Consider the following 24,272-nt stretch of genomic DNA (forward strand, 5'->3'; position numbering starts at 1 on the left):
AAGAAAAATCATACAAAATTTCTTGATACATAAGTCTCAATAATCATACAGTGAAACCACAGTAGATGACGATTTCCCTGGTGTTGTTGTGTATCTTTGCCCCTCGAGCCTGAGGGGCTTTTTTTATTCCAGCGTCATTTTGATAAGAGTAATTTATAAATACCCCTCAATAACGCTAAGAATGGGAAATGATGTTCTCACCCATTAATGAATTATCAGTGCTCGGTAGGTAGCCAACAGCCCCAAAAATTCGAGTTTCAATTCTTAAAACCCCGTTTTAAGTCATGACGTAACGCTTTGTTGTATGCAAAAATCACTGCACCCTCCTCACCGCTGAGAGTTTTGCCATGAAAGGGTAAAAAGCCCAATCATCGTGCCTATCGGTATTGGCAACCTGTTCCCAACCCGCATCTTGAGCCTCTGATGCCCTGGCTCGGCAAGAATTTAAAAAAGGACGATACGCTTGAAATACGCATCAGTGCCGTTAAATCAGAACCAAAATGGCTGGCTAAAATACGATCAATTACCAACCGCTTATCCTCCACTCATCGGTGATACCGAGGCAGATTGGGTGGTCGTGGGCTCGGGATTTGCAGGCATCGCCTTCGCCAGGCGGCTGGCAGCCCACGCGCCTCACCTGAGGATCATCATTATTGATGCAGCCTGTGCGGCAGAAAGTTCCTCGGCAAGAAACTCGGGGTTTATTATCGGATTACCGCATAATATCGGCAGCTCAACGGCGGAACTCAAAAAAGCGCAGGCTTATCGTGCTTTGCTGCAAGAAGGTATCCATCAACTGTCCACCCTGATTAACCAGCAGGATATTGAATGCGAATGGGAAGAGGTTGGCAAATATCATTGCCAGGTTGATACCCGCAATGAACGGGTGCTGAAGGAATATACTGACAACCTTGATGTCATGAACGAGCCTTACCAAATTCTCCATCAAGACGCGCTCTATCAACAATTGGGCAGCCGTTTTTACCATAAAGGCATTTATACCCCCAGCGCTATTCTGGTCAACCCTGCCAGCCTGATTGTTGGCCTGAGCCATAACCTGCCAGATAATGTGACCGCCTATAACCATACCCCGGTTATGGCGATCCACCCCGGCAAGGTGGCACAAGTGTTCACCCCCTACGGTACCATCAAAGCCGCCAACGTCATGCTGGCCACCAACGCGCTATCCCGCGAGCTTGCCCCCATTACCAGCCAGCAGGCCGCCATGGCAACCTTCGCCAGCATCACCGCCCCATTAACCATAGAGCAACGACAGAAACTCCCTGCGATGAGCAGTTGGGGGCTAACCCCAGTCAATGCCATTGCCGGAGCGACATTGCGCTATACCCGGGATCATCGCTTCTTAATCCGCCAGCATGTAACACCCGCTTTGCATGGCAGAATAACCGCTGCGCAGACTTACCATGCCACCCAGTTGCACCAGCGGATCTTCCATAAAATCTACCCGCAGTTGAAGGATGTGCCACTCACGCGCACCTGGTCTGGCACCATCAGCGTGACGAGAAATGGTGCTCCAGTCTGGGGAGAATTGAAGAAAGGTATTTATACCGCTGGCGGTTGTAACGGCGCGGGCGTCTCTAAACAAACTATCGCCGGGACGCTACTGGCAGATTATGTGCTGGGTCATGATAATCCGCTGATCGGCTCAATGTTAGAACTCGGCAAAGCCAATTATCTGCCACCTTCACCAGTGCTTGATGCCGCTATTGCTTTGTCACTGATGAAAGAAAGATATCTTGGAAGAAAAGAAGTTTAATTACGGGAATAAGTCTCAAAAATTGCGCCAAAGGTGTACCCATCCCCTTTCCCACAAAGGCCCTGCATAAGCCTGTTGAGTTTCACTCAACAGGCTTCTCAGCATATTCATTCCTTTATCGTGGAAAAAACCTTGCCAAAACGAGTATTGGCAATGCTGCTTTTTTACTCTTTCTATTTCAATGAATTAAATAATTCACTATGAAGTGAATCACAAATTCTTGCTAAAGGCTTTGTCTCTTTTTTCACAGGGCCATACATTGCTAACTCGAGTTAGCAAAAAAATGAGAGCTATAGAGCAGAACTGCTTTATCAGTATTGATGTCGGTTCCGCGAGCATCATAAACAAACCACCAGCGTTGCGCGGCCAGTGTGCGCATTCTGGCAGACAAACTCTTGTATCAATCCACGTTCAGCCAACTGCGGCTGGATATCATTGGTTTGCGCGATCGGCCTGCTGATGAGAGGCAGGCATGGACTTAATCTGTGAATGTTAAGGAATCGAATATGCTGACATTACATCTTCCCCCGGCACCTACGCCGATTAAAACCCAGCAGCAAGAGATTCTGCTGGTGACCAACGCCGATCTGCGCGAATCAGCCAACCTGGCGTGCTGGCCGGTGCAGCAGGCATTTGAAGAAAAGCTGCAAGCGGCGTTGGAACGCAATGGCTACCGTATGCTGCGTGCCCACCCGGTAGATACCGAGCGCGGGCATGGTTTTATCAGCAGCCAGCGTCAGGGCAGCGATCTGTTTGCTCAGATCGACCCCGATGCACCGCTGATCGTGTTACTGACGGCCTGGCAGTATTCCCACCATATTGCTCCCTCACTAACGCGCCACCGTGGCCCAGTGCTATTACTGGCAAATTTTGACGGTACCTGGCCGGGTTTGGTGGGCATGCTGTGTATGGCCGGCAGCCTGACCAGCCTGGGGAAGCATTACTCTCGCCTGTGGTCTGCAAATTTTGATGATGAATTATTTGAGCAGGGGCTGAAAACCTGGCTGCGTAACGGTGCCGTGAGCCACCCAACCGGCTACCTGCACGCTATTGCACCGACCCATAGGGTTATGGCAAGTGAAGCCGGTCAGAAAGGGCGTCAGGTCGGGGAATATATTCTGCGCCATAAGGCCATCATCGGTTTATTTGATACCTTCTGTATGGGGATGATCAACGGCGTGTTTCCGCAGCAGGCCATGGTGAATATCGGTATGCCGATCGAATCCCTGTCGCAATCGGCGTTACTGGTGGAAATGAATAAGGTCCCACAGGAACTGCGTGAAGCCTGTTTAACGTGGTACGAAACGCGAGGAATGCAGTTTAAATTTGGCGACGATGGCACCAAAGAACTTACGCGCAGCCAGGTGTTGGAACAGTGTGCCATGATGATCGCTATGGGGCGTTTTGTTAAGCGCTTTGGCCTGGCGGCGGTTGGGGTGCAATACCAGCAGGGGCTGAAAGACAGTTGCGCAGCTTCAGACTTTGCCGAAGGGGCGATTGGTAACGCGGAACGTTTCCCAATCCCGGACGAAAACGGGGAAATCATCTGGCCGGGCAAAGCCATCCCCTGCATCAACGAAGTGGACATGGGCACGGCCATCCCGCAGGCGATGCTGTGGCGATTACTGGATGCCTTAGGCCAACCGGCGGAAACCACACTGCATGATATTCGCTGGGGCAGTGAATATCAGGGAACCTTCTATTGGGATCTGGAAATTTCCGGCGCAGTGCCGTTTGCCCATCTGAAAGGCGGTATTGCCGGCGCAACCGGTTATCGCCAGCCTGCGATGTTCTTCCCTTATGGAGGTTCAACCCTTACCGGCCAGGGTAAGGCTGGGCGCTTTATCTGGGCGCGGGCACATTACGAAGGAATCGAGGTAGTCATGCACATTGGCACGGGCCACGCCGTGGAGCTGCCGGAAGCTGAATTTGAACGCCGCCGCCGCGCCACCAATTACGAGTGGCCATTACTGAATGCCGTGCTGGACGGCGTTAGCCGCGATGACCTGATGGCGGGCCACCAGAGCAACCACTTGACCGTCGCCTATGTTGAAGAAGCGGTATTGCCAGAGGTATTTAGCGCCTTTGTCGCCCAGGCGCTGACCCAGGGTATCCACGTTCAGGTGGCTGGCGATGCTTTCACACTGCTGTAAGGAACCGAATATGCAAACGCGGACTGAAGCACAGAAGTACACCGGCATCTGGCCGGTGATGCTGACACCGTTTAATGACCAGCGGGAGATCGACTGGTATTCGCTGGAAAAACTGGTGGATTGGTACTTGGCGGCTGGCGTTCATGGTCTGTTTGCGGCCTGTCAGTCAAGCGAGATGTTTTTCCTCAGCGACAGCGAAGCTCGCCAACTGGTGAAATTTATCGTCGAGAAGGTTGATGGCCGCGTGCCGGTGGTGGCCTCCGGTCACACCGCTAACGCCATAAGCCAACAGGCCGAACAGCTCAGCGCCATGTGTGAAACCGGGATTGATGGTCTGATCCTCATCAGTAACCGCCTGGCGCTGGCTGGCGAAGCGGATCAACAGGCACTGGCCTCATTGCAGCAGCTCACCGCCGCGCTGCCAAAAGAGATCGATCTGGGTATTTATGAGTGCCCCTATCCCTACAAGCGGCTGTTATCCGATGAGATAGTAGCCTGGTGTGCAGCCAGTGGCCGCTACACCTTTATCAAGGATACCTGCTGTTCGCTGCCCACGATCAAACGCAGAGTCGCGTTAAGCCAGGGTAGCCGTCTGCATCTGGCCAACGCCAACAGCCAGACTCTGCTGGCCTCGCTACAGGCCGGGTGCCAGGCCTACAGCGGCGTAATGGCCAATTTTCATCCGGCGCTGTATGTCTGGTTGTTTGAGCACTGGCGTAGTGAACCGGAGAAAGCGGCTCAGTTGGCGGATTATCTCTCCACCGCTGCGTTGGCTGAGGGGCTTGATTACCCGGTGTGCGCCAAGTTTTATCAGCAGCAAATCGGTAATTTCAGCTCCATCGCCTGCCGTTCTAAAAACAGCCAATCCTACCCGGACAGTTTTTATCCGGCAGCGATAGAGAGCATGGTACGGCTCGGTGAAGCCTTGCAGGTTCATTTACAGCTTTGAAACGGGGAAGAGTATGTCGCTGACACTCACAACACAGCAATTTTTATGGTCGCCAGATAGTGCAGATTTTAACAACTGCCATGCCTCGACGTTGCTCGCCTTGCCAGGCGGCGATGTGCTGGTGGCATATTTCGCGGGGCAGAAAGAAGGCAGTGGCGATACGGCAATCTGGTTATCTCGGCAGCACCAGGGAATATGGCAGGCGCCGCGCCGGACGATTGCCTGCGCAGGATTGGCACACTGGAATCCGGTGCTGCTGAAAGAACGGAACAACCTCTGGCTGTTCTACAAAGTGGGCCCCAATGTGCATGAATGGAAAACCCGCTATGTCACCTCGCAAGATCAGGGCATCACCTGGAGCACGCCGGCAGAACTGGTGGCTGGCGACGCCCTGCCGCGTGGCCCGGTAAAAAACAAACTGCTGGTGACGTCAGACGGCAGTTGGCTGGCACCGGGTTCGACAGAGGACGATCGCTATTGGGATGCCTTTGTCGATCGTTCCGAAGATGGTGGGCAACACTGGCAGATGGTCAAGGTGCCGATCGAGCATCAGCCACAGGCCAGCCGTGATGACAGCCAGCTCTGGCAGGGATTACAGGCCGATGCGCTGTGGGAAAACGATCTTGAGCGGGTTTTTCAGTGGGACGGCGTGATTCAGCCTTCTCTCTGGGAATCCGCGCCGGGACACATTCATATGCTGATGCGCAGCACGCGTGGGCGTGTTTATCGCAGTGATTCAAAAGACAACGGCAAAAGCTGGTGTGCCGCCTACGCCACTGGCCTGCCCAATAACAACAGCGGTATTGATCTGGTGCGTACCGAGCAAGGCGCGTTGGTGCTGGCTTATAACCCGATTGAGGGGAACTGGGGCAAACGCTTCCCGATCTCTCTCAGCGTATCGCGGGATAACGGTGAACACTGGTCAACGCCGCTGGATGTGGAAAGCGGAGAAGGGGAATTCTCTTATCCGGCCATTATTTGTGAGGATAAGACGTTGCACCTCACTTACACCTGGAACCGAAAAAATATCGTCTACTGCACGCTGAGCCTGGCCTGAAGCAGAAAAGACAAAATAACAATACCCTACAACATTCGTCGGCTGCACGCAGCACGGCGGCGTTGGAGCGGCACACGCTGCGTTCCAACATGACTCAGTGAGGTAGTCTGCCATGTCAATTTCTCTGGATATGCCGGTAACACCCAAAGCCGTATTGGATAAATCCAGTATTCGGCGCGTGGTGATATCAAGCTGGATTGGTAACACCATCGAATACTACGATTTCCTGCTTTATGGCCTGGCGAGCGCATTAGTGTTCAGCAAGGTGTTTTTTCCCAACGTCAGCCCGCTGGCCGCCATGTTGGCCTCCTTTGCCACCTTTGGCGTGGGTTTTATCGCTCGTCCGCTGGGGGGCGTGTTCTTCGGCCATATGGGCGATACCCTTGGGCGTAAAATCACGCTGTTGATTACTCTAGGCGGGATGGGGGTCGCCACGTTCCTGATCGGCTGCCTGCCGTCTTACAACAGCATCGGCATTTGGGCACCGATTCTGTTGGTAGTACTGCGTTTTATACAAGGCTTCCTGGTTGGCGGCGAATGGGGCGGTGCAATGCTGATGGTGGTGGAGAGCGCGCCGGCCAATCGCCGTGGGCTGCTGGGGTCGATCCCGCAAACCGGTGGTTTCTCTGGTCAGTTACTGGCTACGGGAGTATTCGCGCTGGTGACGCAGCTTCCTGAAGACCAGCTGCTATCCTGGGGTTGGCGTATCCCCTTTATGCTGAGCGTGGTGCTGGTGTTGGTGGGCATGTATATGCGCCGCCGCCTGGACGAAACGCCGGTATTCCAAGAAGTGCAAAAACAGCATAAAACCAAGCCCAACAAGGTAGAGAAAGAAGAAAGCCCGGTGGTGACGGTAGTGCGCGACCAATGGCGCAGCATCCTGCTGATCATGGTGCTGCGTTTTGCCGAGAGCGTACCGTTCTTTATGACCACGGTGTTTGCGGTATCTTACGCCACCACTCAGCTTGGCGTTGACAAACAAACCATGCTGAACGTGGTTATGGCGACCTGCGTGCTGGCTTTCCCGATGCATGCGCTGTTCGGGGCTTTGTCCGATAAAGTCGGCCGGCGTCCGGTGTACATCTTTGGTGCACTTTGCGCGGCGGCGATGGCATTTCCGTTCTTCTGGCTGTTGGAAAGCGGTTCTTTCGTGCTGATGGTGCTGGGCTATATCCTGCTGATCAACATTGCCCATAACTCGATCAATGCGGTACAACCTTCGTTCTTCACCGAACTGTTTGGGCCGAAGGTGCGCTACAGCGGGGCCTCCATCGGTGCTCAACTGGGGGCGATCGTTGCCGGGGGGTTCACACCTTTTATCGCTAAAGGTTTGAGCGCCATCGATCATAACGATTGGACGCTGGTTGCCTGCTATGTGGTGATCGCTGCGCTGGTGGCAGCTTATGCTGCCTGGCGAGCCCCGGAAACCTCTAAACGTGATATGACAAAAGATACACTGTAATGATACTTTGCCGGGGTGGATGCTCTGCCCCGGTTTACTCCCTCCCCTAGCCGATCTTTTTGCCGCTGGTTTAGTGTTTATACATTCGTTGTGTTCTCCCGCGCTGACTCGAAGCAGCAAATACTGATAAACTGGCAATCTTGATTGTTTTTCATGGACGCTGTTGCTCATGGCTAAAACAGTAGAGCAAATTGCCACTGCACTGAATATCTCGATCACCACCGTGCGCCTGGTGCTGAATAACCAGGCGCAGCAGTACCGGATCAGCAGTAAAACGCAGGCCCGGATCAACGAATATGTCGCAGAGCATGGTTACACGGTGAATCATGCCGCTCGCAGTCTGAAGCTGAACAAAACCGAAACGCTCGGGTTGATCATTCCGCGTTTGTCTAACGTCTTTTTTGCCACGCTGGCGGAAAAGCTGGAAATCCGCTGCCGTGAGGCGGGTTATCAATTGATGATCAGCTGTACCTACAGCGATCTGAAATATGAGAACAAGCTGGTGGAGGCGCTGATCGCTCGCAATGTGGATGGCCTGTTTGTGGTGCCTTCATCGTTACAATCGCAAAAACACCATGTGAAACGCTCAACCAAGCCGCTGGTGCTGCTTGACCGTGACTTTGGCTCCCCCGATGTTTCATTAGTGGTGAGTGATAATCGGCGCGGCAGCGCGGCGCTGACCGAAGCCATGTTCGATGCTGGCAAAATACCGCTGTTTTTTATGGCCGGTGATATCGGGCAGCCGACGATCAAGGAGCGTATGAGTGGCTATGAGGCAGTGCTGGCGGCACGCGGTATCACCGACACCCGCCAGTGGATATTGGAGGCCGCACATAACCGGCGTGAAGACGGTGAAATGTTGATGCGCACTTTCCTGGCCAACCATCACGCGGCTCCGCCTGCCTTTATTGCCTCTTCACTGCCGGTGCTTGAAGGCGCATTAAGCGTACTGCGCACCCATTTCGGCTTTATTCCCGCCGAAATCAATATCGGCACCTTTGATGAACACCCGATGCTGGGTTTTTTATCCAATAATATCTGGTCGGTGCGTCAAGATGAGGATGCCTGGGTCGAGATGGCGTTTCATGCCATGCAGCAGGCGTTGCAGGGCGGCGGCGAAAGCCAGCGGGCGATTATCCCCATGACATTGTTATACCGCCAGCGGGCCGGTCAAAACCGGGATCAAATCATTCTCGGATCAATATGAATGTTTAGGCCACAGAAACTCAGCTGATGTTCAGGGGAATATCACGCCAGATTGAAGATGGGGGATTTCTTTTTACCTAGCCCTCAAATGCAAAAAAAGGACTTGGGGCTATTATTTTTAATTAACTATGAGTGAATTATCATCAAAACCCTCCCCCAACGGGAGAGGGCTTCATCACATGGATCACCGCTATTCTGTCGCGGCTTCCAGCGTCAGAACGTCGCTACCGGTGGTTGTCAGCACGCTATCGTTAGCCTTGTCTTTCAACACAACATCTTGTACCTGCATGAATTTCCATGCTGCGGGCACATTTTCGAAGATTACCTGATTAAACTGGCTGTCTCGCAGGAATGAGATATCCGTCGCTCTGGTATTCTTAAATTTCACGTTTTCAAAATTCAACCCTTGGTGGAAAGCATCGCGGCCAAAGGCAAAACCATAAGCGCTTTCCATTTCAGCCACGGTCATGCCATCAACCAGAATACTGTTTCTCTTGTTCGTTCCATCGATCGTAACATTCTTCACCGTAACATCACGGAACTGCGCAGGCTCGCTGGCCGGCACCGTATCGTTGACATCAGCGGCATACTTGATAGTAAAAACAAAAGGCTGTTCGTTAATGCTGACCATCGCATTATCACGGAACACTACGTCGCGCGCACCACCACCATAGTAAGGGCGGCTCTTCATACGCAGGCCAACGAAGGTAAGATACATGACGTTATCCTCCGCACGGATCTTCTCAATCCAAGCCCCTGTATGGCTACCTGCAACTACCGCACCGTGGCCGTTACGGAAATAGTTGTTGAAGATCCAGGCCCCACTCTGCGCTTTTTGACCAAACTCCTGTACACCCGCACCGTAGCCTGCAGCAAAGTTAACGCAGTCATCACCAGTATCAAAGAAGTTGTTGAATACCATAACATTCTGGCTGTTACCAAACTCGATACCATCCGCATTGTTGGCATCAAATGTGGTGTGTGACAAGGCATTCATAACCACATTTTCAGACTCCAGCACCATCACACCGTGGAATGCCGGGTTCAGGATCGTCAGGCCATCAACATACAGATTACGTATGCCGCGCAGGGTCATCAGGCTGGAACGCCGGTTTTTATAAGCCTCTGTTAACGACATGCCTTCACCAACCGCGACCGCAACCTGGGATTTCGCCAGAATACCGTCGCTGTTGACTTTATCTTCTTTACTGGCGCGGTACTGTGGCAAGATATTACCGATCTCATCGGCAATCTCATCCACCCCGCCCGCGCTGATGCCACGCGTCCAGCCATTGCCATCAATGGTGCCTTTACCCACGATACGGATATTCTCAAAAGTACCCGCATGCGTACTGCCTTGATCATCCTCTTCCAACACATTCAGTAATGAAGGTGGGCGCTTTGGCAACGGCGCAGGATTGGTATAAGGATACAGGGTATAGCCTTTTTCCAGCGGATAGTCAGCCGCATCGGCAGAACCCAGCAGTACCGCATTTTCGGCAATCTCAAAGGTCATATTACTGTGTAGAAACAACGCACCTGATTTGTATTTTCCTTCAGTGAGCTGCACTTTACAGCCTTGAGCATAGCGCTCCAGCGTACAATCATCGATAGCGCTCTGGATCGCCACAGTATCCAGCGTTTCCCCATCGCCTCGCGCCCCAAAGGTTTTCACGTCAATTAAATGAGGGGCAGCGTTGGTTTTCTGCTTCACGGTTTCACTGTCTACCGATTCGTTACCATCTGCATAAACTGCACGGACGGTAAAGCGATACTCCGTAGCAGGCATCAATCCGGTTACCGTATAGTTGTGCAACCCAATCTTCGTATGCCAGTCTTCGCTATCAATATTCTGATAAAAATTATCGATATAAGGTTTGGCCGGCGAATGAAGATCGTGATTAGCATTAGCGTTCCCGATCAGCTTGCCGTTCATATAAACGTTATAGTCTTTAATGTCGCTGTACTGCTCGGGTTTTTCCCATACCAAAACCACACTGCTTTCATCATAGGCTAGCGTAGGAACCTGAACCTTTTGCGGCGCTGCGGAACGATCTATCGTGTTGTCACCACCCGCAGTGTTATCTTCTGAGGCGTTATCACTGCATCCGACCATGAGACCGCTTAGCACTATAATTGCGCCAAGAGTCAGACGAGTTTTAGGTAAAGAATAAAACATGCAACCTCCTGTATGATTAATACCACGTACTAATAGCTTTTTATATTCATTGTCTCTCAAGCCGCATTCCGTTAGCGCTTACCGGCTGCTTGAAATTTATTAGGTATATCTCAACGCCCTCTCTCCGATAGGTAATTCATCAACCCAGTCTTTTTAAGACAATAGAACCCCCTACGAAGCATTATCGTATTACTGAGAAAATATATTCACACACCTATTACCAATCTATTTTTCGGGGCATTCTTTATCTGCAAAAAATCAGATAAAAAATATCACTACCACTCCCCCCTCTATATCTTCCAGTCCATATCAACAAACAAAACGATATACTGAAAATAATAAAACGCGGTTTCATTAAAACATATCCTGATCTTTTTTTCGCGACAGAGCTCAAGTTTTTCTCTCTATCTCACTAAATTTAGAGACTTTTAGTAAAAACACAACCTAGCTCACAAAATCAACTCCGCGACGAATTTTATACTTTCTTTTTGAAAAAAAATCAGGCACGGCTTACCAGCAAAATGCATCCGCCTGGCCACCCTCATGGGCGCTCAAAGGCTAAAGCCTTTATCTAAGCAGCGCTCAGGTTCAGAATGGCAAATAAAATAGCCAATTGAGATAGGTTCTTAGTTGATCGTTAGCAGAAAAAGCTCTAACCTGCTGGCTGCATAATGGCATTCTGGATTGCTTTAGCATGTTCTGTAGTCACAGAATACGGCCGTGAGATATTGTTTGTGGCAGTTCAAAAATTAATTATGTTTTTGGCATGAAATCAGCAAATTAGGGAGCACGTTTGTATGGGGTTACTGATTACCGTTGTCATTATTATATTCGCCGTGGTGGGACTTGGTGGTTGGGCAATCAGTATTTATAACCGCCTAGTGGCATTGCGCAATAATATCGATGCCTCTTTTGCTAACATTGATGTGATTCTGAAACAGCGTGCTGACCAGATCCCGGCTCTCATTCAGGTTGTTTCAAAAGCGATGTCTCATGAAAAGGATATTTTTACTACGCTCAGCGCCGCCAGAATCACCTATCTGAATGCAGGGTCGATAAAAGATAAAGTGGATGCCGCCAATCAGCTTGAGAGTGCTCTAAAATCAGTCATCGCTATTTCAGAGAATTATCCCACTCTTATTTCTGGTAATAGTTTTATTGAGCTGCAAAAATCAGTGAGTGAAGTGGAAGACAAAATCGCTCACCGCCGTGAATTCTTTAACGATGCGGTTAATCTCTATAATATTGGTATTACTTTGTTTCCTGATGTGCTGTGCGCTAAAGCGTTAGGTTACCAGCGTATGTCATTGCTGGAAATCAGTGCAGAGGAGATTGCTTATAATGGTGTTAAGTTTAACGATTAGCTATTTTGCCTTCGTTGCTACCTCACCTAAAATGTTCATTATTCTTTGATGATTAAACAGAACAAACAAAATACTGGAAATAACAATCACTCCCCAGGAAAAAAAGATATGCATACCGGAAATACCAGAAAACACAAAAATCATACAGACAATAAATCCTGGGAACAGTGCTAAAGCCAACCCACCGGCGATGATACCAAAAAACGTTTTCAGCAACGGAAGGCGGATAAATAGTGCAACGAAAAAGGCAGCGATAAGCACACCAAATGAAGCGACAAAGGCCATCATCGCCGGTTCATTTTCAATAAACCGCATAAAACCAAACAGTTCAATAGGTAATTCCATCATAATATTTTCCCTCTCAATGGTATTTTAATAATGAGCGTTTTTGATAACCTAATAGCTTAGCCAACACGATATTTGGAAAAACTTGAATACCAATGTTATACAACATAACGCTTTGGTTAAAGAACTCTTGACGATCGGCAATGCTATTTTCCAATAAAGAGATGCGCTGCTGTAATGCCGTCAGATGGTGTATCGCTTTTAATTCCGGGTAATTTTCGGCCAGCATAAAAATCTGCCGGAACAATTCATCGGTCTGATTAGCTACCTGAACTTTTTCTTCTGATTGGCGGCTGCTCAGGTAACGGCTCCGCAGTTGAGCTAATTGGGTAAAAACCTCCCCTTGATGCACCATGACTTTTTCTGCCACCTTAATCAACTCAGGAATTTCATCGGCCCGCTGTTTCAACAGGACATCAATATTGGCAAACGATTTCTCCACATAGTTTCTGAGGGCCACAATTTTGTTATACAGCACGATCAGATAACGCATCATTAAAAGTGCCAGTGCTACAACAATAACTAACGCAATCAGTGAATTCATGTCATTCGGCCTTATGGTTTTAACCAACTGAAAAAGGGCGATTGCCAGAAATTCAGCGTAAGAATATGGCCATCAAAGGTATAGGGAATCGTTAATATGACCGCAATCAAAAAGGCAGCAACGCCACAGAACATCAAAGCAGTATTAACTAACGGGCGGCTCCTATTCCAGCGGGATACGCTGGTCACTGGCGATATCGCCAGAATATCTTTCACCGTATCTTTAATAATGACTACCTGGTTATTTCGCTCATTGGCTGCACCGATAAGCATGACTCTTTCATTATTAAACAAAGCATATTCTGTATAGCGGCGGCCACCGCGTTCTTCTTCAGCTGAAGGTGTGAAACTGACCAATTCCAGCCCATCAGGCACTACGGCAACGCCGCCGGTGTCGTCGGTGATTTTAAATGGCTGATACTTTTCCGCAACAGATAACAGGTGGTAATGCCTATCGCCATCAGAGTCAGTGCTGATCTCATATTGGGCGTAGTAATAACCAATACATTTTTTCTTACTTAATGGCGCAGTCACCTGCTCTGATGCAGAAACAATTCCCTCCACCTCAACTAATCCCATTGCCAATGAGCGAATTTTCGACGTGGGTAAGATTTGCTGCAACTTAAAAAACTGCCCCTTGGTTGTTGGCGTTAACCAGGAAATAATAACGCTCAGCAGTATCACACCGACAAAAGCGATTGGGCCATAAACCAAAGCACCATAAAAGATCACTACCACCAACAAAGAACCCACAAACTTAAGGATAGTTTTTAACATGGATTGGTTTTTTTGCCGCTCTTTGATAAAGCGCTCTCTCAGGCCACTAAAAGAACGGTAAAAAAAAGCGACCTGAAATAGCACAAATGTCAGAACAAACAGGCCAACTAAGACATAGAAACCATATTGTTCATTCACGGTAAAAGCGCTGCCAGCGATAATTGCTGCAACCAGAGGAATAGCCCAAACAGGCAACGCGGTGCGCTCATAAAGCAGACGTAAAACCAATGTGATAAAGCCGCCAACAGCTGCGGCAAAGAATGCGATAAAAAATGCCATAATGAACCCATTCCGTTGCAATGGCATAATTGTAACCTTTGATTATGGGTTGACAACCCTTATCTTAAAGCGCCTTCATCGCCTGCATTTATCTTGTGAATCAACTCTTAAGCCCCTGCCAGTAACAATAAAAAATCGATAAGCACCAACCGTGCAAATTTCCAAGCTTCATCACGCTCTTTGTTTACCCACATCTGTTTACCCATCTAGAGATACTGTGATCTAGCTCCAATCGTTTAGAAAAAAAACTTGTGTGCTTTGACTCTTTTTTAGCCATATGATTAACTCAAATTGTTCGTAAATAAAAATATAGTTCATATATATGAAAATAAAGGATGGTCGTATGCACAGTTCTTACATCACCCCAACGGTGACTGTTTTTGATAAAAAAGGCAGGTTAGATTCAGAAGAAAACCTGAAGTTATATGATTTTATTAAAGAATATATGTCTGGTTTCGTTGTTATGGGGAGCACCGGAGAGTTCTTTTCGTTAAGCGTTGAAACATCCAGACAGTTGATCAAGCTTGCTTCAGGTTTTAATAAAGGCCACTTAAAAGTGTACGCTGGCGCCAGCCGTATGGACGTCAATGAATCCATTTCATTGGCAAACTACGCCTACGAATGTGGGTTGGATGGCGTAATGATTATCAGCCCGTACTATTTTCGGTTAACGGATGAAGGTATTTATGATTTTTATAGCAAGATAGCTAAAAATACTAAGGCTAATATTTTTATCTATAACTTCCCAGAGAAAACGGGTTACAGCATTTCACCAGAAATATGTTTAAAATTAGCCACTGCATTCCCCAATATTATTGGCTTCAAAGATACGATACCTGACACCATGCATACCTGTGAAATTATCAAGCAGGTTAAAAAAGAACTCCCTTATTTTGAAGTCTATGCCGGATATGATAATAACTTCGCTCATAATATTCTTTCTGGGGGAAATGGCTGCATTGGCGGGCTATCGAATATAATACCTGAATTCTTTAAATCCTGGATAGATGCCTTTGCCAGTAATGACTTATTAAGCATATCTACTCATCAACAGACCGTCGATAAAATGATGGATATTTATCACTTGCATGACCCATTTATTTCCACACTTAAAAAAACGCTTCAATTACGGGGAATTATTAACTCAGACTTTATTTACCCCCCATTTAGCCCTGTAGCCCAGGAAAAGATTGCATCAATTGCGTCAATATTGAGCTTAGCCAATGTTCAGATAAAAACAGACAATCACAATATGCCCGTAATAGGATAAGGAGGGATTAGTGAATATTACCGCTTATAACAATCAACTACTCAATTCCGCTATCAGTAAATCATGGAAACGTCTCGTTCCCTTGATGTTTTTACTTTATTTTATTGCATTTATCGATCGTGTGAATGTGGGTTTTGCCAAAACGGCAATGCAGGTTGACATTTCACTGTCAGATTCAGCCTTTGCCTTCGGCGCAGGCATTTTCTTTGCGGCTTATGCGTTATTCGGCATTCCTGCAAACCTGATTTTAAACAAGATCGGTGCACAAAAGTGGCTCAGCATTACCACGATACTGTGGGGCGTTTTGTCTGCCCTAACGGGCTTTGTAACGAATGAAACACAATTTATTATACTGCGTTTCCTGCTGGGTTTAGGCGAAGCAGGTTTTTATCCAGGCATCCTGCTCCTCGCTTCAATTTACTTCCCGAATAAGGTTCGCGGTTCTGTCATTGGTATTTTTGTTCTCGGCGTCCCGCTGGCCCTGACTCTAGGTTCCCCTCTTTCTGGCGCCTTGCTTGAGCTGAATGGTTGGTTAGGTCGCCCAGGTTGGTTCTGGATGTTCGTCATCGAAGGACTACCTGCGGTATTCATGGGTATATTTGCCTTCTTCTATCTGGACGATAACCCATCGAAAGCTCGTTTCCTGACGCAAGAGGAAAAAGATGCGCTGAATGCTCAGCTTGAAAGCGAACGCCAGAAAACAGAAACCAGTTCGGTAACGTCGGCCTTAAAAAGCCTCAATGTTTGGCATCTTGCTCTCATCTACGGCACGATACAGATCTCAGTATATGGTTTGATGTTCTTCCTGCCGTCTCAAGTTGCAGCATTAATGGGATCGACTCTTGGTTTTAAAGAATCGTTGGTGGCAGCAATCCCATGGGCGTGTTCAGCATTCGGCGTGTATTACATTCCACGGATAGCCGATCGCAACCCCAAAAATCGCGTGAAAATATCAGTCATGTGCATGCTGGCGGCAGCTATCGGGTTGGCAGTCTCGGCTTATGCAGGCCCTGTGCTTGCGATTGCAGCGCTCTGTTTATCGGCAATTGGCTTTTTGTCTGTCCAGCCTATCTTCTGGACGTTTCCCGCACAGATTTTGTCAGGTTCGGCATTGGCGGCAGGCATCGGTTTCTGTACCACAATGGGTGCATTTTGTTCGTTTTTGGCACCTATGATTCGTGTTGAAGTTGATCAACTCATGAATAGCACAACAGCCGGATTAGTGACTCTCTCACTCATTACTGTTGTCAGTGCAGTCTTAATTAGCGTACTAAAAAGTAATGACTCAGCAGAGAGATAAAGGCAAAAAATAATGGTTCTGCAATTTCATTAATAAAAATAAGGAAGCAAATCATGCAAAAAATTCTGAAGATTGACGAAAGTGATAATCTGATTGTTGCCCTGAAAAATTTGAATAAGGGTGAGACTGTCTGCTGGGGAACTGAAAATATTACGCTAGTGACTGACGTTAAGGCAAAACACAAGTTTTCGACTGAAGATATTGCCACCGATGGCATTGTGTCAATGTATGGCACACCCGTTGGTAAAGCCACAAAGCCAATTGCCAAGGGTGAGGCCGTTACCGTCAATAATATCAAACACTACGCAGCACCCGTGCTGCTTAATAATGAACCATACCACTGGCAGGAACCGGATATATCCGCTTATGCCACGCGCACATTCAAAGGCTATATGCGTGACGATGGCCGCGTTGGCACGGCGAACTATTGGTTAGTTCTTCCCTTGGTTTTTTGTGAGAACCGGAATGTCACTAAACTGACAGATGCCTTGAACGATGCCTTGGGCTACTCTGATCATTCTCTGACACGTTTTGCGATGGACCTGGCAGGTGATAGTGCGTCAAAAGGAAAAGACAAAGAAAAGCTGTTACCTCATATAGAGGGGGTACGTTGTATCACGGTAAATAGTGGTTGCGGCGGTGCAACCACAGACAGCATGACAATGTGTGATGTGCTGGCTGCTTATGCTGACCATCCAAACGTAATCGGCATTACGGTATTTAGTTTGGGCTGTGAAAAAGCTCGTGTTATAGATTTCCAACACGCTCTCAATAAACGAAATCCAAACTTCGATAAACCTGCGCTGTATTTCAAACAGCAAGAGTGGGAAAACGAAGAACAGATGATGCAATCTGCATTAAGAGAAACTTTCTCGCAGATGAAAGCGGTTGGACGAACACCGCGCGTTGATGTTCCCTTATCATTCTTAAAGTTAGGCGTGAAATGTGGCGCTTCCGATGGTTTTTCTGGTATTTCAGGTAATCCTGCAATGGGGTTGGTTTCCGATTGGGTCGTGACGCTAGGCGGCGCATCGGGCTTGGCAGAATTCCCTGAACTTTGCGGTGCTGAAGGCGATATGGTTAAGCGTTGCCGTAACCCAGCCGATAAGAAAAAATTCCTGGAGCTAATGAACAATTATGAGAAAACCGCCAACTTTTTTGATACCTCAATCGCCGATAACCCAAGCCCAGGCAATATCGCTGATGGTCTGATTACCGATGCCATAAAATCTACCGGGGCGGCGAAGAAAGGGGGACGAGCACCGATTAGTGCCGTATGCGATTATGCAGAGCCAATGCCTGATGCTGGCCTCTCGCTGGTTTGTACCCCAGGCAATGATGTCGTTGCTGTAACGGGGTTAGTGGCAGCGGGATGTAATATTGTTATTTTCTCTACGGGTTTAGGCACCCCTACCGGCAACCCAATTGTGCCAGTCCTCAAGATTTCAACCAATACTGAAATCGCTGAACGGTTGAAAGATATTATCGATTTCGACTGTGGCTCAGTGATTGAGGGCACGCCTTTACATGATGTCAGCCAGGCTTTATTTGAACGGGTTATAGAGACGGCTAGCCGCGATTATATCGTGAAGTCAGATAGGCTAGAGCAATACGATTTCTTACTGTGGAAACGCTCGTTGGATTTATAAAAAAGAACAACCGTCAAATATCGAATTTAATCACGTTGTGCCATCACTAAAGGAACTACTGTCTGTTACCCCCCGGGATCACGGAATATCTATGTGATCCCGGCCTTCGAATACTGGGAAGTCGCTGATTGTTAATAACGCTGTTGAAAATAATGCCTCCCATCAAGCACCACGGCTGTTTAACTTAACATCCTGCAAATTATCCAACGCGCTTTCAATACGTTCCTTTGCACTAACCAGAACATTAATAACCTGCTTCACTTTTTCGTCGTCGGCGCGAAAATAAGGAATAGAAACGCTAATTGCTGCAATAGTTTTCCCACGCTGCTTTAGAGACACTGCATAACATACTGTTTCTTCATTGATTTCCCGATTATCAACAGAGAACCCGCGCTCCTTTATCTCCTCAAACTGGGCTCTTAGCTTTTTGATATCAAAGGTACTATACGGCGTCAAAGCAATAAGCCCGTTAGGGTATAATTCATTAATATACTCATCCGTAAATTCGCATAACATAATTTTACCCAGCGCAGATAATGTTGCAGGCAATCGGGTGCCAATCTTTGAAACTAACTGCACGGCTTGATCTGATTGAACCTTATCAATATACAAGACTTCATCACCATCAAGAATTCCCATTTGGCAAACTTCATTGCACAAACTTACGATAGACTTCATTTCCTCATTAATCACCTGAAGCCAAAATGATTTCTCAAAGAAAGACCGGGATAAAATAGAACAGGAAATCCCTAGGTAATAAAGGTTTTTGGATTTATCAAAATTTATATAGCTATATTCAACCAAGGTTTTTAGTATCGGATGGATAGTGCCTTTATTAATGCCAGTTTTGGATGATAACTGAGTTAAATTAATACCTTCATCCATTGATGAAACAACTTCAATGATATTTAAAACTCTTGCTGTTGGCATGTGTATGTTTTTCATTTTTAAAATCGCATGTCTCGACGTCAGGGTTAATTACCTCCGATCATGCTGCCGAGTCTTAGACTAAATGTCGAGAGGTTTGTTTGTGAGTTTAATCTTGCAAGCCATGGCGTGTGAGGAATGAGCCTTTTCATCATCATTGCGAAAGTTGTCACCTTGCAACACCCTACGTAGCTCCGTTCGAAAGTTTCTGAAAGAAATAAAATCGTCACCAACCGTCAACGTCAGGCTCCTGCACAATTCTTTCAAAATCTCCTGAGTTTCACGGTTTAGAGGAAAATTGTGTACATTTTGTTAGATAATAGTATTACTTGCCGTAACACTTCTTCGGTGTGATATCTCCTCTTACAGCCATTATTTCTGCCAATAACCCCACCAGCCGCCAAAATCAGCGATTTTTTATTGTTCGAAATCTCATTATCCATTATGAACAGCATCGTAAGATTACCTGGCTCCTATTTCATGATCTGGCGCGTTAATACGGATGAACTTATTCCAAGGATTTTAGCAACAGACAAGAGTAATCCATCCTTACAAAGATGAAGGTTCTGCTGTGCTGGCGAATAGTTGTGATGCTCTGGGTGTGGCGAGATACTCATGGGCATGGCGGTTAAAAATGCACCATAAAGCGTAGCACAGCGATGTAGAGAGAAAACCATCAAGCAAACGAAAGAACAACTTAGCAAAGGCTTGTTTAACAGTGATGCTCATTACTGTATAAAAAATAAGAGCCTCACTAGCAGCGAAGCCCTTTGTATTATTTTGATTTGGCCTCCTTCAACCGGCTTGCTTAAATCCGTTCGATAATCATTGCAATTCCTTGGCCACCACCGATGCACAAGGTTGCCAGGCCCGTTGTTTTATCTCTGTTTTTCAATGCATGTACCAGAGTGACAAGGATCCGCGCACCACTTGCCCCTATGGGATGCCCAAGCGCAATAGCACCACCGTTGACATTAACCCTCTCTGGGTCCATAGCCAAATCACGCTGAACCGCCAGATATTGCGCAGCGAAAGCTTCGTTAGCTTCAATTAAATCTAAATCTGCGACAGTCATACCCGCTTTTCTCAGCGCTTTCTGCGTTGCCGGAATCGGCCCCAACCCCATAACGTCAGAACCAACCCCCGCAGAGGCCCAGCTACGAATACGGGCGAGCGGAGCAACCCCCTGTTCATGAGCTGCCTGTTCTGACATCAATATTAGTGTGGCAGACGCATCATTAATGCCTGACGCATTGCCCGCTGTAACAGTGCCATCACGTTCAAACGCAGGGCGCAGTTGAGCAAGAGATTGCAAAGTGGTATTGGCCCGTGGAAATTCATCACAATCGAAAATCCTCGGTTCTTTTTTTACCATCAGCGTCAGCGGTACAATTTCATCCTGAAAATAGCCTGCTTGTATTGCAGCGATTGCCTTACGTTGTGAATCTACTGCGACTTGATCCTGCTCCTGACGGCTTAATTGATAACGACGGGCAATATTTTCCGCCGTGACGCCCATGTGGCAATCATTAAATGCGCACCACAAGCCATCTCGGATCATCACATCAACTAGCTTACCATCACCCATACGGTAACCCTGGCGTGCTTTTTCCAGCAGATATGGCGCGGCACTCATATTCTCCATCCCGCCGGTCAGACAAACTTGATTATCACCGCTCAAAATAGATTGAGCCCCCATCACCACGCTTTTCAGACCAGAGCCGCAAACTTTATTGATTGTTAATGAGGGCACAGAATCCTTGAGCCCCGCGGTACGGGCCACCTGATGTGCCGGGTTTTGACCAAGCCCCGCCTGTAGAACATTGCCAAGGATGACTTCATCAATTTGAAAATGGTCAGGAAGCTCAGACAGATTTGCCTGCACAGTGGCCGCGCCAAGAGCAACGGCAGAGGTATCTGCCAGGCTGCCAGAAAACTTACCGATGGCGGTGCGCTTAGCGCTCACTATCACGACAGAATTTTTCATTGCGCCACCTCCGGCTGTTTCATCGGGCAAAGGGTCGCAGAAACAGTAAATGTTGCTTCAGTTCTGGCGCGCAGTTCCTCCAATGTCACATCCTGGCTGATTTCATCAAGGATCATCTGACCGTTAGCAAAGCTGAATACCCCCAGTTCAGTGATAACTTTGCTAACCTTTGCAACAGCCGTCAGCGGATAGGTGCATTCACGTAAAATTTTGGCCTCGCCATTCTTGGCGCAGTGCTCCATTGCGATAATCACCCGTTTGGCACCGACCACGAGATCCATTGCTCCCCCCATGCCGGGCACCATTTTCCCTGGCACAACCCAATTTGCCAGACTGCCGTGTTCATCAACCTGCAAGCTGCCCAATACGCAAACATCCACATGACCACCACGAATAAGGGCAAAGGAGAAGGCGCTGTCAAACATTGCCGCACCAGGAATCATGCCGCACAGTTGCCCGCCAGCATTGACCAGCTTGGCGTTTTCTTCGGTGATGGGGCCAAGGCCTAAAAAGCCATTCTCGGATTGAAAGGTGACATTGATATCTGCTGGAAGATAATTAGCAACTTTGGTCGGTAAACCAATACCGAGATTAACGACGTCACCATCGTGTAACTCCAGCGCAACGCGCCGCGCGATACGTTCTTTGGCATTCATGCGCCGGCTCCCATAAACAGATGATCCACCAGCGCACCGGGGGTCACGATATTTTCTGGATTCAAGTCACCTACTGCCACCAGCGTATCAATTTGCGCCACGACAGTATCAGCGGCCAGCGCCATCAACGGATTAAAGTTGCGGGCGGTCAAATGGTAAATTAAATTCCCCTGCTGATCGGCAAGACCAGCTTCAAGAATGGCCAAATCAGCACGTAGCGGGCGTTCAAGCAAATAGGTTATGCCGTCAAGAGTCAGAATTTGTTTTCCCTCTTCCACCACCGTGCCCACACCTGTTGGGGTTAAAAAACCACCAAGCCCTGCGCCTCCAGCACGGATTTGCTCCACCAAGGTGCCTTGAGGAACCAATACCACTGCCAATTCCCCGCTAATCATTTTTTTGCCCGTTTCAGGGTTGGTACCAATGTGTGAGGCAATCACTTTTTTTACCTGACCATTGGCAATCAGTGGGCCAACGCCAGTATCGATAAACCCGGTATCATTACCAATTAGCACAAGATCTTTCACTCCAGATTTTATTATTTCTGCGACTAAATATTCTGGTGTACCTATCCCCATAAAACCGCCAAACATAATAGACATGCCATCATGTAATAAGGCACGAAATTGCGCAGCATCGAGTTTTTTATTCTTCATAAATATCTCTTTATTCATTTTCAGACCACGGGCCATCCGTGGCGGAATATACTCCCGCTGGAAATCCGTGGCTGTTTCACAAGGGCAGTTAACTCAGATATCCATATCCATCAGTGCTGAACTAAGGCTTTTTCCATGCATATCTAGTGACAGAGAGCGCGTAACCCCACCACCCAGCGCGTTATACATCACAAAATTCAGCGCTGAAATCGTTGGAAGTTCGTAACGAATAACATCGCCAAAGACAATATCACCAAACCAGTCTTTTACTTTATCTGCGGTGATCGCTGACTTTATTTTTTCGTAGTCGTCCGCGTTATAAGCAATTAAAGAGATATTAGAAATGTTTCCTTTATCACCGGTACGAGAATGAGCTATTTCACGTAATTTCATTGTGCACTTTCCAAATAAATGACAGTTGCCTGAGTATATTTTCGTGGTAGTAAAGTCGAATCCATTGCCAAAATTTCTTTAACCGATTTCACCACTCCACCACCGCCAGCAGGGCCATTGGTATAGAGAGTTTCCACTTCATTACCGACTTTAACGGCTTCCTGACGTGACTGACAACGCGCTGCAACGCGCGCCCGAACTTCGTAAGGCTCACTACATTGAGAACGCTGCGCACCATGTAATGCGTTGAGGCCTATCAGGTCGAAACGTGTTTCGAGTAGTTTAAGACGACAAATATCAAAACGCTCCCGAACAATATCCAATGCTAATTGGCCGCGAGCGACCGCACCTGGCCCAGCATAAGCAATTTCGCCCTCACCAATAAAACCATCCTGATAACCTACGGATACTTTCAAGGTATCGGTACGCGCGAAACCCGTAGCTCCGCTAACTTTGACAATATCGTTATCCTGTTGAGTGAAGCTGACGTGACTAAAATCAGCGACCACGTCTGGTGTCAGATAGCGGTCTGGACGATGAATTTCGTACATCAGCTGTTCTTTGCAGGTATCAACACAGACACAACCACCCGAGCCACTCACTTTGGTGATAATGGCATCGCCATCAGCATTCACTTCAGCAATGGGAAAACCGAGCCGCGCCAGATTCGGAACATCTTTAAACCCCGGGTCGGCATAGTAACCGCCGGTAACTTGTCCACCACATTCAAGTAGATGGCCTATACAAGTCCCTTTGCCAAGGCGATCCCAATCGTCTGTAGCCCAACCGAAAGCGTGAATCATCGTTGACAGAAACAGTGATGGGTCGGCAACGCGCCCGGCAATCACCACATCGGCGTTATCATTCAACGCCTGAACCAATCCTTCCGCCCCCATATATGCATTGGCCGACAGGATCTCTTTTCCCGACTGTGAGACAGGTACACCCGCTTCGTCCAGCGCCAAATTCAGTGAAAGCAAGGTCTTCAGCACATCATCACCGCCGACGACCGCAACTTTAATCTTGGGCAGATTGAGTTCTCGAGCGACGGCAATCACCGCTTCCCCAGCCGCTTGTGGATTTGCTGAGCCCATATTCGTGACGATGCGAATCCCTTTCGCAACACAGATAGGCAACACTGCGCGCATTCTGTCGCTCAACAACTCGTTATAGCCTTTGCTGGCATCCTGTTGTTTCTGTTTTTGACCAATGGCGATGGTTCTCTCTGCCAGACATTCAAATACCAGATAATCAATGTCACCTTTCTCAGCCAATTCGATTGCAGGTTCTATACGGTCACCAGCATAGCCAGCACCTGAGCCAATCCTGATTTTCTTCATTAC

At 47.9% G+C, this 24,272-nt stretch carries 20 protein-coding genes; 10 read left to right on the forward strand and 10 right to left on the reverse strand.

The window, feature by feature from the left end:
• Window positions 1-463 precede the first annotated feature (463 nt).
• From Z042_RS21245 to Z042_RS21270, 6 genes are all read left to right on the forward strand, one after another.
• Window positions 464-1,777, forward strand: coding sequence for an NAD(P)/FAD-dependent oxidoreductase (locus tag Z042_RS21245; protein ID WP_024911459.1), 1,314 nt, complete (start codon window positions 464-466; stop codon window positions 1,775-1,777).
• A 506-nt stretch (window positions 1,778-2,283) separates the two neighbouring features.
• Window positions 2,284-3,930: a signal transduction protein gene (locus Z042_RS21250; protein WP_024911458.1), complete on the forward strand. Its 1,647-nt coding sequence runs from the start codon at window positions 2,284-2,286 to the stop codon at window positions 3,928-3,930.
• Window positions 3,931-3,940: 10 nt separating this feature from the next.
• Entirely contained in the window at window positions 3,941-4,879 is a 939-nt protein-coding gene (locus Z042_RS21255; RefSeq protein ID WP_024911457.1) for a dihydrodipicolinate synthase family protein, read from the forward strand.
• A gap of 13 nt (window positions 4,880-4,892) precedes the next feature.
• Window positions 4,893-5,936, forward strand: a complete 1,044-nt coding sequence (locus Z042_RS21260; RefSeq protein WP_024911456.1) for a sialidase family protein — start codon at window positions 4,893-4,895, stop codon at window positions 5,934-5,936.
• 112 nt (window positions 5,937-6,048) lie between these two features.
• Window positions 6,049-7,398 carry an MFS transporter gene (locus tag Z042_RS21265; RefSeq protein WP_024911455.1) on the forward strand — a complete coding sequence of 450 codons (1,350 nt, stop codon included), beginning with the start codon at window positions 6,049-6,051 and terminating at the stop codon, window positions 7,396-7,398.
• Between the two features lie 169 nt (window positions 7,399-7,567).
• Window positions 7,568-8,605 carry a LacI family DNA-binding transcriptional regulator gene (locus Z042_RS21270; RefSeq protein ID WP_024911454.1) on the forward strand — a complete coding sequence of 346 codons (1,038 nt, stop codon included), beginning with the start codon at window positions 7,568-7,570 and terminating at the stop codon, window positions 8,603-8,605.
• Between the two features lie 189 nt (window positions 8,606-8,794).
• On the opposite strand, the gene Z042_RS21275 is transcribed toward Z042_RS21270, so the two are convergent.
• The gene (locus Z042_RS21275) at window positions 8,795-10,783 is read right to left on the reverse strand and encodes a glycosyl hydrolase family 28 protein (protein WP_024911453.1); all 1,989 of its coding nucleotides are present in this window, start codon (window positions 10,781-10,783) and stop codon (window positions 8,795-8,797) included.
• Between the two features lie 797 nt (window positions 10,784-11,580).
• Between Z042_RS21275 and Z042_RS21280 the strand changes: the two genes are divergently transcribed.
• Window positions 11,581-12,147, forward strand: coding sequence for a LemA family protein (locus tag Z042_RS21280; protein WP_024911452.1), 567 nt, complete (start codon window positions 11,581-11,583; stop codon window positions 12,145-12,147).
• Here Z042_RS21280 and Z042_RS21285 read toward each other — a convergent pair whose 3' ends face one another.
• Genes Z042_RS21285 through Z042_RS21295 form a run of 3 tightly spaced genes read right to left on the reverse strand, consistent with a single transcriptional unit; the run spans window position 12,148 to window position 14,091 of the window.
• Window positions 12,148-12,495 (reverse strand): hypothetical protein, encoded by a 348-nt coding sequence (locus Z042_RS21285; RefSeq protein ID WP_024911451.1) that lies wholly within the window; start codon window positions 12,493-12,495, stop codon window positions 12,148-12,150. It abuts the gene before it with no gap.
• A 13-nt stretch (window positions 12,496-12,508) separates the two neighbouring features.
• On the reverse strand, window positions 12,509-13,036 hold the full coding sequence (locus tag Z042_RS21290; protein ID WP_037406139.1) for a LemA family protein: 528 nt from the start codon (window positions 13,034-13,036) through the stop codon (window positions 12,509-12,511).
• A gap of 11 nt (window positions 13,037-13,047) precedes the next feature.
• Complete coding sequence (locus Z042_RS21295) at window positions 13,048-14,091, reverse strand: hypothetical protein (RefSeq protein ID WP_154667010.1); 1,044 nt, start codon at window positions 14,089-14,091, stop codon at window positions 13,048-13,050.
• A gap of 343 nt (window positions 14,092-14,434) precedes the next feature.
• Here Z042_RS21295 and Z042_RS21300 point away from each other — a divergent pair, with 343 nt between their 5' ends.
• The 3 genes from Z042_RS21300 (at window position 14,435) to Z042_RS21310 (ending at window position 18,310) form a co-directional block, all read left to right on the forward strand.
• Window positions 14,435-15,361 carry a dihydrodipicolinate synthase family protein gene (locus Z042_RS21300; RefSeq protein ID WP_024911449.1) on the forward strand — a complete coding sequence of 309 codons (927 nt, stop codon included), beginning with the start codon at window positions 14,435-14,437 and terminating at the stop codon, window positions 15,359-15,361.
• Between the two features lie 85 nt (window positions 15,362-15,446).
• Window positions 15,447-16,661, forward strand: a complete 1,215-nt coding sequence (locus Z042_RS21305) for an MFS transporter (protein ID WP_024911448.1) — start codon at window positions 15,447-15,449, stop codon at window positions 16,659-16,661.
• Between the two features lie 53 nt (window positions 16,662-16,714).
• Window positions 16,715-18,310 (forward strand): UxaA family hydrolase, encoded by a 1,596-nt coding sequence (locus Z042_RS21310; protein ID WP_024911447.1) that lies wholly within the window; start codon window positions 16,715-16,717, stop codon window positions 18,308-18,310.
• 162 nt (window positions 18,311-18,472) lie between these two features.
• Here Z042_RS21310 and Z042_RS21315 read toward each other — a convergent pair whose 3' ends face one another.
• From Z042_RS21315 to Z042_RS21340, 6 genes are all read right to left on the reverse strand, one after another.
• Window positions 18,473-19,255, reverse strand: coding sequence for an IclR family transcriptional regulator (locus Z042_RS21315; RefSeq protein WP_024911446.1), 783 nt, complete (start codon window positions 19,253-19,255; stop codon window positions 18,473-18,475).
• Window positions 19,256-20,045: 790 nt separating this feature from the next.
• Complete coding sequence (locus tag Z042_RS21320; protein ID WP_024911445.1) at window positions 20,046-21,224, reverse strand: acetyl-CoA C-acetyltransferase; 1,179 nt, start codon at window positions 21,222-21,224, stop codon at window positions 20,046-20,048.
• Window positions 21,221-21,880 (reverse strand): 3-oxoacid CoA-transferase subunit B, encoded by a 660-nt coding sequence (locus tag Z042_RS21325; protein ID WP_024911444.1) that lies wholly within the window; start codon window positions 21,878-21,880, stop codon window positions 21,221-21,223. Before Z042_RS21325 ends, Z042_RS21320 begins: the two co-directional genes overlap by 4 nt.
• Window positions 21,877-22,536, reverse strand: a complete 660-nt coding sequence (atoD, locus tag Z042_RS21330; RefSeq protein WP_024911443.1) for an acetate CoA-transferase subunit alpha — start codon at window positions 22,534-22,536, stop codon at window positions 21,877-21,879. Before atoD ends, Z042_RS21325 begins: the two co-directional genes overlap by 4 nt.
• A gap of 93 nt (window positions 22,537-22,629) precedes the next feature.
• A complete protein-coding gene (locus tag Z042_RS21335) occupies window positions 22,630-22,929 on the reverse strand; it encodes an AtuA-related protein (protein WP_024911442.1) in 300 nt (99 codons plus the stop codon).
• On the reverse strand, window positions 22,926-24,269 hold the full coding sequence (locus Z042_RS21340) for an acyclic terpene utilization AtuA family protein (protein ID WP_024911441.1): 1,344 nt from the start codon (window positions 24,267-24,269) through the stop codon (window positions 22,926-22,928). The genes Z042_RS21335 and Z042_RS21340 overlap by 4 nt, the downstream gene beginning before the upstream one ends.
• Between the last annotated feature and the right edge of the window lie 3 nt (window positions 24,270-24,272).

It is taken from the genome of Chania multitudinisentens RB-25, from assembly GCF_000520015.2.
Classification (GTDB): Bacteria; Pseudomonadota; Gammaproteobacteria; order Enterobacterales; family Enterobacteriaceae; genus Chania; species Chania multitudinisentens.

Coding starts and splice junctions, on each gene's coding strand:
- Z042_RS21260 (WP_024911456.1), top strand. CDS start 4,893: ATGTCGCTGACACTCACAACACAGCAATTTTTATGGTCGCCAGATAGT.
- Z042_RS21255 (WP_024911457.1), top strand. CDS start 3,941: ATGCAAACGCGGACTGAAGCACAGAAGTACACCGGCATCTGGCCGGTG.
- Z042_RS21295 (WP_154667010.1), bottom strand. CDS start 14,091: ATGGCATTTTTTATCGCATTCTTTGCCGCAGCTGTTGGCGGCTTTATC.
- Z042_RS21315 (WP_024911446.1), bottom strand. CDS start 19,255: ATGAAAAACATACACATGCCAACAGCAAGAGTTTTAAATATCATTGAA.
- atoD (WP_024911443.1), bottom strand. CDS start 22,536: ATGAAGAATAAAAAACTCGATGCTGCGCAATTTCGTGCCTTATTACAT.
- Z042_RS21275 (WP_024911453.1), bottom strand. CDS start 10,783: ATGTTTTATTCTTTACCTAAAACTCGTCTGACTCTTGGCGCAATTATA.
- Z042_RS21270 (WP_024911454.1), top strand. CDS start 7,568: ATGGCTAAAACAGTAGAGCAAATTGCCACTGCACTGAATATCTCGATC.
- Z042_RS21290 (WP_037406139.1), bottom strand. CDS start 13,036: ATGAATTCACTGATTGCGTTAGTTATTGTTGTAGCACTGGCACTTTTA.
- Z042_RS21325 (WP_024911444.1), bottom strand. CDS start 21,880: ATGAATGCCAAAGAACGTATCGCGCGGCGCGTTGCGCTGGAGTTACAC.
- Z042_RS21320 (WP_024911445.1), bottom strand. CDS start 21,224: ATGAAAAATTCTGTCGTGATAGTGAGCGCTAAGCGCACCGCCATCGGT.
- Z042_RS21265 (WP_024911455.1), top strand. CDS start 6,049: ATGTCAATTTCTCTGGATATGCCGGTAACACCCAAAGCCGTATTGGAT.
- Z042_RS21300 (WP_024911449.1), top strand. CDS start 14,435: ATGCACAGTTCTTACATCACCCCAACGGTGACTGTTTTTGATAAAAAA.
- Z042_RS21335 (WP_024911442.1), bottom strand. CDS start 22,929: ATGAAATTACGTGAAATAGCTCATTCTCGTACCGGTGATAAAGGAAAC.
- Z042_RS21310 (WP_024911447.1), top strand. CDS start 16,715: ATGCAAAAAATTCTGAAGATTGACGAAAGTGATAATCTGATTGTTGCC.
- Z042_RS21280 (WP_024911452.1), top strand. CDS start 11,581: ATGGGGTTACTGATTACCGTTGTCATTATTATATTCGCCGTGGTGGGA.
- Z042_RS21340 (WP_024911441.1), bottom strand. CDS start 24,269: ATGAAGAAAATCAGGATTGGCTCAGGTGCTGGCTATGCTGGTGACCGT.
- Z042_RS21285 (WP_024911451.1), bottom strand. CDS start 12,495: ATGATGGAATTACCTATTGAACTGTTTGGTTTTATGCGGTTTATTGAA.
- Z042_RS21250 (WP_024911458.1), top strand. CDS start 2,284: ATGCTGACATTACATCTTCCCCCGGCACCTACGCCGATTAAAACCCAG.
- Z042_RS21305 (WP_024911448.1), top strand. CDS start 15,447: ATGTTTTTACTTTATTTTATTGCATTTATCGATCGTGTGAATGTGGGT.